The organism is Hyalangium sp., assembly GCF_035629615.1.
Classification (GTDB): Bacteria; Myxococcota; Myxococcia; order Myxococcales; family Myxococcaceae; genus Hyalangium.
Map to the genome: position 1 here is coordinate 1 of NZ_DASPHO010000105.1, position 10,869 is coordinate 10,869.

Below are 10,869 nucleotides of genomic sequence, written 5' to 3' on the forward strand. Positions count from 1 at the left end.
TGCTGGTGGTGTGTGCCCTCCTGCTGGTGGCCTGTGAGGACGACGACGAGCGTGCGGCGATGCCGGCGGGCTCTGGCGCTGAGTCGGGGGCTGGCGCTTCCACCTCGATGTCAGGCCTCACGGTGGTGCTGGCGGAGGTGGTGTACCAGGGCGGCTTGAAGACGGGCTGGGTGGACGCTGGCTGGGGCGAGCGCGAGGTGAAGGGCCCGGGGCCGGCGAAGGTGATGATGGCCGACCTGGGCGGGTGGGCGCTGCGTCGCGCGGCGCCCGTGCGAGGCTCCTTCGGCGGCCTGGCGTTCCGGTACAAGGCGCCCGGCGACTTCGGTGACTTCCTGGAGGTCCGGCTGGACTCTGGGGATGAGAGCACCTTCCCCCGGGTGCAGGTGAGCGCGCGGCATGTGGTGGGGCAGGACGGCGAGTGGATGCAGCTCCTCATCCCCATGGCGGAGCTCAACCCGGACATGAAGGCCTTCGATCGCTTCATTCTCCGGGCGCACAAGCGCGTGGGCTCCGAGTGGGTGGAGCTGGATCGGCTCGGGCTGACGGTGCCGGGCGCGATGATGACGTCCCAGGAGACGCCGCAGGGCACCTCGATGGAGATGGTGGAGGTGGCCTATGACCGCGGCACCAAGACGGGCTGGGAGGTGGGCGGCTGGACCGAGCGCCAGGTGGAGGGGGCGGCGCCGGCGAAGGTGATGATGGCGGAGCTGGGCGGGTGGATGCTCCGCCGGAAGCAGCCGCTGGAGGGCCGCTTCGGCGCGCTCGCGTTCCGGTACAAGGCGCCCGCCGACTATGGCGACTTCCTGGAGGTGCGGGTGGACTCCGGGGACGAGTCCGTGTTCCCGCGGGTACGTGTCGGGACTCAGCACGTGGTGAAGCAGCAGGACGGCTGGGTCGAGGTGCTGGTGCCCATGGCGCAGCTCGATCCGAAGGGTGAGCCCTTCGATCGCATCATCATGCGGGCGCACAAGCGTGTGGGCACTGAGTGGGTGCAGCTCGATCGGATCGGCTTCACCAGCATGCGGGTCGCCGAGCTGAACACGCCGGCAGCCGGCATGGTGCGCGTGGCGGTGGGGCCTCCGCGGCCGGCGAGCCTCTCCGTGGACTGCACGGGGCCCGGCCACGTCATCAGCCCGCAGATCTACGGCATCGCCTTCGATGCGCTGAACGAGCAGAAGAGCTCGCACCAGTGGGAGCTGGGGACCACGGTGCGCCGCTGGGGCGGCAACCCCACGAGCCGCTACAACTGGAAGCTCAACGCCTGGAACACGGCCAACGACTGGTACTTCCGCAACACGGCGCCTGGGGACAACCCGGACTTCAACTATGAGTCGTTCCTCATGGCGAACCGCGAGCATCGCGTCCAGTCCGCGCTCACCGTGCCGATGATTGGCTGGGTAGCCAAGGACACGAGCTCCGTGAGCTTCCCGGTGTCGAAGCTCGGCCCGCAGGAGAAGGTGGATCCGGAAGTCCCGGAGGCCGGCAACGGCAAGCGGAGCTCGGGCGTCGAGCTGGCGCCGCCCATGCCCTCACGGACGAGCGTGCCGGCCCCGCCGGAATTCATCGGCGAGTGGGTGCGCACCCTTCGCAGGCAGGACATGACACGCGGGCGCAGCGTGCACATGTACTTCCTCGACAACGAGCCGATGCTGTGGAACTCGACGCACCGGGACGTGCACCCGGAGCCGACCACGTATGACGAGCTGCTGGAGCGGACCGTGTCCTACGGCACGGCCGTGCGGCAGGCGGATCCGGAGGCTCTCATCGCCGGGCCCACGGAGTGGGGCTGGACGGGGTACTTCCGCTCGGCGGCGGACGTGGCGAAGGGCGCCTCGCCGGACGCGGATCGCAAGGCCCACGGCAACGTGCCGCTGCTTCCCTGGTACCTGAAGAAGCTGCGCGAGCACGAGAAGAAGACGGGCATGCGCATCCTGGACGTGGTGGATGTGCACTTCTACCCGCAGGCCGAGGGAGTCTCCCCCGACAAGGGTGAGCTGACGGATCCGGAGACGTCGGCGCTGCGCATCCGCTCCACGCGCGCGCTGTGGGACCCGAACTACAAGGACGAGTCCTGGATCGGCGAGCCGGTGAGGCTCATTCCCCGGCTCAAGAAGCTGGTGGAGGAGAACTACCCGGGGCGGGGCATCGCCATTGGCGAGTACAACTTCGGCGCCGCGCGGCACATGAGCGGCGGGCTGGCGCAAGCCGAGGCGCTGGGCCGCTTCGCGGAGGGGGGCCTCACCGCGGCCTTCTACTTCACCTATCCGTCGGCGCGCAGCCCCGCGTGGTGGGCCTTCCGGGCCTACCGGGACTTCGACGGTCAGGGTGGGCGCTTCCTGGACACGTACCTGCCCTCGCGCGCCGAGGAGGGCACCTCGCTCTTCGCCTCGCGCAGCGACGATGGGCGGCGCGTGGTGGCCATCGCCCTCAACGTGGAGCCGGACACGGCGCGGGATGCGCGGGTAGAGCTCAAGGGCTGCGGGGCGCTGAGGAACGCGCGGGTGATGACGTACGTGGGAGAGGCCAGCGGCTTCTCCGAGCAGCAGCCCACCGCCCTGGGCGCGGGGGTGCTGGGGGCGCAGCTGCCGCCCTACTCCATCACGGTGCTGGACTTGACGCTGGAGCCGTCGAAGGTGCCGGAGAGGCCTGCGCAGGTAAAGGGCCGGCGGCGAGACGCTCCTTGAGGCGCAGGAAGCGGGTCTCGAAGTAGCGGTAGCTCAGGCCGGCCAGCACCACGCTCAGGCCGAACGTCAGCAGGAAGTATACGGCAAAGCCCTGCTCTGGGACCGCGCGGCGCACCAGGTTGAAGGTGAGCATGTGCAGCAGGTAGACGCCGTAGCTGATCATTCCCACGTAGCGCAGGGGCGGGAGCGTGAGCACGGGCATGAGGAGGTGGCGCGTGCGGATGCAGGAGGAGACCACCAACGCCGTCATCACCAGCGAGGTGAGCCCGTAGGGCGTGCCGTCCGTCGCCACGGCGGCCAGGACGAGGACGAGCAGCAGCGGCGGTGCCCAGGTGTAGCCGAGCACCCGGTACATCCACGCGAAGCCCCGGGGCGAGTGCAGGGCATAGGCCGCCAGGCACCCCATGCAGATGGGCGCCGCGAAGCTGGCGAGGATGCGCACCTGCAGCAGGGTGCCGTCCAGCTGTCCCGTCGTGACGGCCCAGGGCGCCCAGAGGGAGATGGCGAGCAGCCCCGTCATGAAGAGCACGGCGCCCCACCGGTGGGCCAGGCGCATGACGCCGGGCCACAGCAGGTAGAACTGCTCCTCGGTGGCCAGGGACCAGGCGAAGTAGAAGATGATGCGGGTGTCCGGCTCCTGCGGGACGAACCAGTTGGACGTGTAGGTGAGGAAGGAGGGGAGGTTGGCGAAGAAGTCGGCCTTCTCCTTGGCTCCCTTCTCGACGAAGAGCACCAGCAGCACGTACACGGCGAGCACCGCGTAGTAGAGCGGGAAGATGCGCAGCGAGCGCCGGCCGTAGAAGCGGGCCAGGGAGATGTGCCCGTGCGCGTCCCGCTCGCGCAGCAGCAGCGAGGTGATGAGGAAGCCGCTGATGGCGAAGAAGAGGGAGACGCCCAGGTAGCCGCGGCCCAGGAAGCCCGAGTGCAGGCCGGAGACATGGTGGGCCATCACCAGGACGATGCTCAGGCAGCGCAGTCCGTCCAGCCCCGGGAAGATGCGGGTGCGCAGGAACTCCTCGTGGGCGCGGGCGGTATCCATGCGTACGGGGGGCTAGGAACGCGCAATTTCCGTCCGGCCACAAGGGGGGGTCACGGGGACCTCTCTCCACCCTCGGGTGCCTGAGGACCGACCAGGCGGGTGACCGCCACGTGCGAGAAGAAGATGGGGATGCCCAGGAGGTAGCGCCGGGCCAGTCGCTTGGGCTCCAGGTAGAGGCGGTAGACCCACTCCAGGCCCGTGCTGCGCATCACCTCCGGGGCCCGCGTCACCTTTCCCCCCAGGAAGTCCAGGATGGCGCCGCCGTTGACGATGAGGACGGGGTGGGAGAGCCGCTCGCGCATCCGCACCGCGATGTCCTCCTGCTTGGGCATGCCCATGGCCAGGATGATGAGCTCCGGCTTCGTCTCAGCAGCCAGCTCCAGGTACGTCTCCGGCGAGGAGAAGCCGTCATGGCAGGAGACGACCACCAGCCCCTCGGCCTCCAGCCTCTGACGCGCCGTGTCCAGCCAGGGCGAGCGTGTCCCGAACAACGCGGCGCGGCGGCCCTTGTACGCGCGGGCGATCTTCGGGATGAAGTCCGTGCCGTTCATGTTCAGCCCGGGCGGGCGCCCGAAGGCCTTGAGCCCCAGCTTCACGCCGATGCCGTCGCGCAGCAGCAGGTCCGAGCGCAGCAGGCTCTCCAGCATGGCGGGTGTGTTCCACCCCAGGTTGGCCGCGTGCGCGTTGACGAACGAGACGATGTAGGGCCGCGAGGGGTGCTGCAGCTCCTCGAGGAGCGCGTCGTGGGAAGGCTCGTCGTCGACGAGGTGGATGCGCTGGTGCAGCTCGAAGAACTCGCTCGCGCGCAGGGCCAGCGTGCGGTCGGGGGTAGCCGTCATGCCTCCTTGCTCCTCTGGCTCGCGAGGATAGATGACGCCAGCGCCTTGCGCATATGGCGGTGAGGGACGTTCACCTCCGTGAAGGGCTCGCCATATACCTCATAGGCCAGGCGCTCGTAGAAGGGGACGACCTGGGCGCGCGCATGGAGGTGCACGTGCGTGAAGCCTCGCCGCCGCAGCTCCTCCTCCAGCGCGATGACGAGGCGCGCGCCCAGCCCGCGGCCCCGGAGCGGCGGGGTGACGGCCATCTGGAAGAGGCGGCCCCCGTGCGCGTCCTCGGGGTGGAAGAGGACGCAGCCGACCACCGCGCCAGCCTGGCGCGCGACGAGGTGGAGGCTCTGGGCCTCGAAGGGGAAGGTCACCGCGGAGCGAGGCAAGCCCAGCGGCTCGCGCAGCACCCGGAAGCGCAGCTCGAGCTCCTCTGGGTAGAGGGCATGCTCGGGGTGGATGAAGAGCAGCTCGGGGGTGTCCATGGGGAGCGTGTGGGAGGCGGAGGACATGACGTCGGGCGAATCCGTCAGCGCGCGGCCTCGCGTGGGGACGGGGCCGCACGCCGCCGTGCAGCCTCGGTGAGATAGGCGCGGACAGGGGAGGCCAGGGGGAGCTGCAGCGCGGCCTCCACGTCGAGGAACGCGGCCCATACCACCTCGCGGCGGTCGATGGTGAGCGGCGGCTCGGTGGCCACCTCCAGCTCCAGGAAGAAGACGTGGTCGCGCTTGTACTCGACCGTGTCCACCACATCGAAGGCCGCGCGCAGCTCGGAGGCGCCCAGGGTGAGGCCCACCTCCTCGCGCAGCTCGCGCAACCCCGTCTCGAGATGGGACTCGCCCGCGTGGGGGCCACCCCCCGGCATGCTGAAGAAGCGCTTGTACGAGTTCTGGAGGAGCAGCACGCGCCGGCCGTGCCATACCCCGACAAAGACGCCTTCAATCGAGGGACGGCGCACGAACCAGTAGGCCATGGCCAGCGAGTAGGCGCCGCGGTACGCCGTGCGCACGACGGCATCGGTCAAGTCACGCGCCGCTGCGCGGGCGTCCGTCCAGGAGCTCATTCAGTAGGAGCCCGTGAGCTGCAGGGTGAAGGTGCGGCCGTACTGGGCGACGGGCCGCGCGGAGGTCTCCGAGTTCACGGGCAGCGCGTACTGCTCGTCCAGCAGGTTCTGCACGCCGGCGAAGTAGCGGAAGCGAGAGAACTCCCCGGAGACGCCGAACCCCAGCAGCATCGCCTCGCCGATCTTCGGTCCCTCCGAGTCGCTGTTGCGCGCGCTCTGGTAGGTGGCCTGCGTGGCCAGCCGGACTTCTCCCGTGCCCAGCGGCAGCATCAGGCGCCCGGAGACGACGTGGGTGGGCTTGGCGTCCCTCACCTCGTCCAGGACGTGGCGCAGGGTGACATAGGAGTAGCTCAGGTCCACCAGCAGGAAGCGGCCAGGCTGCCAGTGCACTCCGGCCTCCGCGCCCCAAGCGAACGTCTCGGTGTCGCTGTTCGCGAAGACGAGGCACTGCAGGGTCCCTGGGGGAGTCCCACACCGAGGCACCGTCAGCTCGTCCTCCTCCAGCGTCACGAGGTTGGAGATGCGGTTGTGGTAGCCCGCGACGGTGAGGCGCAGCTCGTCCGTCAGGTCGTGCGAGTGCTCCAGCTCGAAGGTGGAGATGGTCTCCGGATCCAGCCCCTCGGCGGGCCGCTGGGTGGCGAGCTTGTCCTCGTAGAAGAGCTCGTAGACGTTGGGGGCGCGGAAGGCCAGGCCAGCGACGAGCTTGGTGAGGCCCGCGGTGTAGGGGCGCCAGATGAGGGCCAGGCGCGGTGTGATGGGGATCGAGTCCAGATCCAGGTACTTGTCCACGCGCAGGCCCGCGGACAGGTTCAGCCGTGGGTGGAGGCGCCACTCGTCCATCAAATAGAGAGACAGCAACGTGCGCGTCTTGGTCGGCAGCGGCTCGCCTCCCTCCGGGCCGTAGGTCTCCTGCTCCACGCGGATCTGCCCCTGGCCCTCCAGACCCACGGTGAGGTGGTTGCCGTCGAACAGGGACAGGCGCAGGCGGGCCTCGGCGGAGATCCAGTCGGCGCGCCCGCCTTCGGACTCACGGGTCAGGCCCTGGCCGTCGTCCTCGGTGTACATCCTGTCGCCGCGATAGCGGCTCAGGTCGAAGGCGCCACGCAGGGACAGGCTCATGCGGTCGCTCAGGGGGCGCTCGTAGCGCGCCTCGAGGAAGCCGCGCGCGTCCAGCGACTGGGTGCCCTCGGCGCCGATCGCGCTGCCGAAGGGGCCGGTGGGGATGTCCTTCACGCGGCTGTTGAACCTGCCCATCAGCGTGAGGTAGCCCAGGCGTGCGTGCACGGCGCCGCTGAAGGCCCGCTCGCCGTCGAGCCCCACCACGCGCGTGCTGGAGTCCAACAGCGTCGTCTCGGCGCCCGTGGCGTGCATCATCGAGCCGGACACCAGCACGCTGCGGCCCTCGCCGCCCTCCCAGCCCGCGGAGGCATGCAGGCCCACCGTCCCGAGCGCGCCCACCGTGCCCGTGACCTCCACGTGGCGCTGGACCCCCAGCGACTCGCGCGGCACCACGTTGATGACAGCGAAGAAGGCGCCGGTGCCATACAGCGCGCTGCCGGGGCCGCGGACCACCTCGATGCGCTCGACCTCCTCCAGATTCACCGAGAGGTCATGCGCCGAGTAGCCCTGGCCGGCCCACACGTCATTCATCGCGTGGCCATCCCAGAGGATGAGGATACGGGTATTGAGATCTCCCGGCGGGGAGAAGCCGCGCACGCCGATGTAACTATAGGTGCGGTCGTTGGAGAGGAAGAAGCCGCGCACGCCCGCGACCGCATCGGCCAGCGTCCGCCAGCCGAAGGCGCGCAGCTCCTCCTGGGTGAGCACGGTGGTGGAGGCAGGGGCCTCGTCCACCGAGGTGAGGCCCTTGGAGGCGGCGCGCACGGGCGGTGGGGCATAGCGCAGCTCGGCGTGGACCTTGACCTCCTGCTCCGCCACCACCTTCACCACCTGCCGCAGGGGGCGCACCTCCAGGCTCTCCACCTCGAGGGTGTGCTCGCCCTCGGCGAGGGTGACGACCGTGGGGGTGAAGCCGGCGGGCTTGCCATCCACGCGCACGCTGGCGCTCTCGCGGTTGGCGGTGACGACGAGACGTCCGGTGGGGCTGGCCTGAGAGCCGAGCGCCACCGGGACCTTGACGGTGCCGTCCGCGGGGACCTCCACCACGAGCTGCGCGGGAGCGTGGCCGGGGGCGCGCACGTAGAGCACGTGCTGGCCGGGCGGGAGGGCCAGCTTGCCGGGCACCTGGGCGGCGACGTCTCCCTCGGAGGCCGTGCGCACCTCGGCGCCAGCAGGGGTACCGGTGAGCTCCACGGTGCCGGTGATGAGGGTCAGCTCGAAGCTCTGGGGCACGGACTTGCCGCGGGCAACGGAGATGGTGGCCTCGGCGGGGCGGTAGCCCTCCTTCTTCACCATCACCTTGTGGCGGCCGGGTGAGAGCGCGAGCGTCTGCGGCGAGCGCCCTCGGCTGCCCAGGTCCGTGCGGTCGATGTAGACCTCGGCGCCCTCGGGGGAGGTGGCGACGCGCACGAGGGCGACCTTGGGGCGGAGCCGCTCCAGAGAGCGGCGGATCTCGACGGAGTCATCGTCCGGGAGGGACTCACCGAGCAGATCGTTGTAGTAGCGGTAGGCCTCGTTGAAGCGGTTCTGGGCCTCGTAGCAGCGGGCGATGTTGAAGAGGACGTTGCGGTTGGGGACGAGGCGATAGCTGGTGAAGTAGGAGCGGAGGGCCTCGTTGTAGTTGCCCTTGGCATAGGCCTCGTTGCCCAGCTCGAAGGCGACATCCGCCTCGTCTGCGGTGTTGTTGGCCCCCGAGAGGCCGGGGGCTAGCAGCAGGGACAGGGCGAGCAGGGCGGGACGAAGCGATGTCATGGGAGCGCCGGCATTCTCCCTACCCCGAGGGGAGAGGTCCACGGGCTGCCCCTCAAATTCCACGCATCGGGTGCAGCCAGGCAGGCAGGCGGGGCCTGGGCGCGGGGGCTCAGGAGCCGGTGGCCAGCGCGGCAGCGAGGGTCTTCGCCGCGGCCTCCAGCTCCTCGGGGGGGCGGTGGTCCGAGGGGGGAGCGTCGAAGACGGCCCGGCCCCACAGGTGCCGGGGGGTGTCGGGGAAGCGGGGGACGAGGTGCAGGTGGAAGTGGCGCAGCACATCTCCCATGGCGAAGGCGTAGGCGTGCTCGGCGCCGAGCGCCTGCCGCTGGGCGCGCATCACCCGGGCGGCAAAGGTGCCCAGCTCCCGGGCCTCGGCTTCCTCCAGGTCATATAAGGCGCGGGCGTGGCGCTCGCTGGAGATGACCACCCAGCCTGGCACGGGGCTTGGCGCCGCGACGCCATGGAGTACGAGCCCGGGGGCTCGGGCGATGATCCCGCCCACCGGACGGGTGGCCCCGCTCACGATGGCGCAGCCGAGGCATGGACTATTCACATCGGACATGGGGGGAATCCCTTACCAAAAGTGGCCACGGGTATCTTGATCCGGGCAGGGGTAGAGGGAGAGGTAGGAGGAGATGGGCGCGGACGGGAGCTGATCCACGGGACGTCCTGGGTTGATTGGCGGAGCACCACCTTGACGCCATGGGCCCGAGTCGGAGAGTGTCCCGTCGCCGCGATGTGTCGCGGTACTGACTTTTCAGAAAAACTTTAAAGGTGGGGACGATGAAGAAGTTGCTAATGGCCCTCGTGCCGCTCCTGGTGATCGGCTGCGGTGGCGATCCCGAGGACACGAACGGCGACGGAATTGCGGACGGCGTCCAGGAGCCGAACAACGTATCGGTGGTGGTACCTTCGACGCCGAAGGGCACGGTCTCGGGTCAGGTGCTGACGACCCAGCAGAAGCCGCTTGCGGGGGCCTCTGTCGCGATGACGATCGGCAGCGCCACGGTGCAGCCGACGACCACGGACGAGAACGGCAACTTCTCCTTCAAGGATGTGCCGGGCGGCGCCCAGGTGCTCCTGACCTTCAGCAAGGACGGCTTTGCCTCGCTGCGCGCCTCCTCGATCGTGCCGGACTCCGCGGGCAACGTTCCGATCAACAACGGCAACGCGAGCTTCGGCCCTGTGCTGCTGTCGGAGCTCAATGGCTCGGTGAAGTTCAACTTGATCGGGCCGGATGGCCGCCCTGCGGTGGGCGCCAGGGGCACGCTCGATGTGAACCCCGCGGGCCGGGTTCTCTTCGGCCTGTCCGAGTCGACCACGAGCCGGGTGGTGGTCGAGGCGACGTCGGACGCTGGGGGCGTCATCTCGTTCGACCGGGTTCCGACGCCGATCGAGCTCGCCCGTCTGAATGGGACCTACCTGCTGTCGATCTCCGCGCTGGACACCAACGGTGACGGGATCTTCGAGTCTGGCGGCTTCGTGAGTGCCTACGCTGCCAATACCCTGGTCCAACAGGGCACGGTCAGGACGGAGCAGCTGGCTCCTGCCTACAGCCCGGGCTTGAACCTCGCGGTGAAGTACAGCAGCCTGGGGGTCCTGAGCCCTTCGAACGGCTCCTCTGAGCCGCAGCACAACATGGTCAAGTCGAGCGATAGCATCTACATCGTCTTCAACCAGCCCGTGCAGCCCAGCTCAGTGGTCGTCGGGCTTACCGACGAGTACGGCAAGGAGAGCCTCTCCGTCGGCAAGGACGTGGCGGGTGGTGGCACCATCTTGACGATCAAGCCGGGCCAGCCCCTGGTGGATGGCCGCGAGTACAACCTCTACATCCGTGCCGTCCCGGCCGCGGGAGGTAGTGCCTTCTCCACGTTCCCCTCCATCTCCTTTTTCGGGGGTAACCCCGCCAGCCCGCCGGCCATCGCCGTCGAGAACGTGAAGTTCCAGGAGGTGTCGACCAACAACGGTCTCATCGACAGGTTGGAGACCGTGTACGTGAACTTCAACCAGGTGATGGGATCGACGATCAACACCGAGTATGCGTATGTCTACGTCGGACTGGACCTCAACAACAGTGGCCGCGTCGGCGACGCCACTGGCGAGCGCGATCCGGCTACGGGCCGGAGCACGGGTGTTGGCTTCCCGCTCGTTGAGGCCGAGCCTCTTGAGCCCATTCAGACCCGGACTCCTGCGGAGGAGGCAGTCTTCCCCCTGACCAACTCGGGGTACACCACCCGCTTCGCTTTCACCTACGCGCCGCCGGCAACGCCTGCGGCTACCTATGTTTCCCTGCAGCCGGGGACCAACCTGTTCATCCATTTTGGCAAGCTGACCCCGAGCCTTGATGTCTACGAGTCCGGGTGGGGCGTGCCCCAGACGGCCGACGTG

At 69.1% G+C, this 10,869-nt stretch carries 8 protein-coding genes; 2 read left to right on the top strand and 6 right to left on the bottom strand.

Annotation, left to right across the window (positions count from 1 at the left end):
• Nucleotides 1-2,684, top strand: a 2,684-nt coding sequence (locus VD972_RS04835; protein WP_324981458.1) for a glycoside hydrolase family 44 protein, incomplete at its 5' end; no start/stop codon positions are given.
• Here the strand turns inward: VD972_RS04835 and VD972_RS04840 are convergent.
• The 6 genes from VD972_RS04840 to VD972_RS04865 form a co-directional block, all read right to left on the bottom strand.
• The gene (locus VD972_RS04840) at nucleotides 2,599-3,723 is read right to left on the bottom strand and encodes an acyltransferase (protein WP_324981461.1); all 1,125 of its coding nucleotides are present in this window, start codon (nucleotides 3,721-3,723) and stop codon (nucleotides 2,599-2,601) included. The genes VD972_RS04835 and VD972_RS04840 overlap by 86 nt on opposite strands.
• Nucleotides 3,724-3,773: 50 nt before the next feature.
• Nucleotides 3,774-4,562: a WecB/TagA/CpsF family glycosyltransferase gene (locus VD972_RS04845; RefSeq protein WP_324981464.1), complete on the bottom strand. Its 789-nt coding sequence runs from the start codon at nucleotides 4,560-4,562 to the stop codon at nucleotides 3,774-3,776.
• Complete coding sequence (locus VD972_RS04850; RefSeq protein ID WP_324981467.1) at nucleotides 4,559-5,062, bottom strand: GNAT family N-acetyltransferase; 504 nt, start codon at nucleotides 5,060-5,062, stop codon at nucleotides 4,559-4,561. Before VD972_RS04850 ends, VD972_RS04845 begins: the two co-directional genes overlap by 4 nt.
• Before the next feature lie 17 nt (nucleotides 5,063-5,079).
• Entirely contained in the window at nucleotides 5,080-5,613 is a 534-nt protein-coding gene (locus VD972_RS04855; RefSeq protein WP_324981470.1) for an NUDIX hydrolase, read from the bottom strand.
• On the bottom strand, nucleotides 5,614-8,484 hold the full coding sequence (locus VD972_RS04860; protein ID WP_324981473.1) for a TonB-dependent receptor domain-containing protein: 2,871 nt from the start codon (nucleotides 8,482-8,484) through the stop codon (nucleotides 5,614-5,616). It abuts the gene before it with no gap.
• 109 nt (nucleotides 8,485-8,593) lie between these two features.
• Complete coding sequence (locus VD972_RS04865) at nucleotides 8,594-9,043, bottom strand: HIT family protein (RefSeq protein ID WP_324981475.1); 450 nt, start codon at nucleotides 9,041-9,043, stop codon at nucleotides 8,594-8,596.
• A gap of 221 nt (nucleotides 9,044-9,264) precedes the next feature.
• Here VD972_RS04865 and VD972_RS04870 point away from each other — a divergent pair.
• A partial coding sequence (locus tag VD972_RS04870) for a carboxypeptidase-like regulatory domain-containing protein (RefSeq protein WP_324981479.1) occupies nucleotides 9,265-10,869 on the top strand: 1,605 nt, incomplete at its 3' end.

Excerpts from the sequence above, each read along its gene's own strand:
- VD972_RS04840 (WP_324981461.1), bottom strand. The coding sequence starts at position 3,723 with ATGGATACCGCCCGCGCCCACGAGGAGTTCCTGCGCACCCGCATCTTC.
- VD972_RS04845 (WP_324981464.1), bottom strand. The coding sequence starts at position 4,562 with ATGACGGCTACCCCCGACCGCACGCTGGCCCTGCGCGCGAGCGAGTTC.
- VD972_RS04850 (WP_324981467.1), bottom strand. The coding sequence starts at position 5,062 with ATGTCCTCCGCCTCCCACACGCTCCCCATGGACACCCCCGAGCTGCTC.
- VD972_RS04855 (WP_324981470.1), bottom strand. The coding sequence starts at position 5,613 with ATGAGCTCCTGGACGGACGCCCGCGCAGCGGCGCGTGACTTGACCGAT.
- VD972_RS04860 (WP_324981473.1), bottom strand. The coding sequence starts at position 8,484 with ATGACATCGCTTCGTCCCGCCCTGCTCGCCCTGTCCCTGCTGCTAGCC.
- VD972_RS04865 (WP_324981475.1), bottom strand. The coding sequence starts at position 9,043 with ATGTCCGATGTGAATAGTCCATGCCTCGGCTGCGCCATCGTGAGCGGG.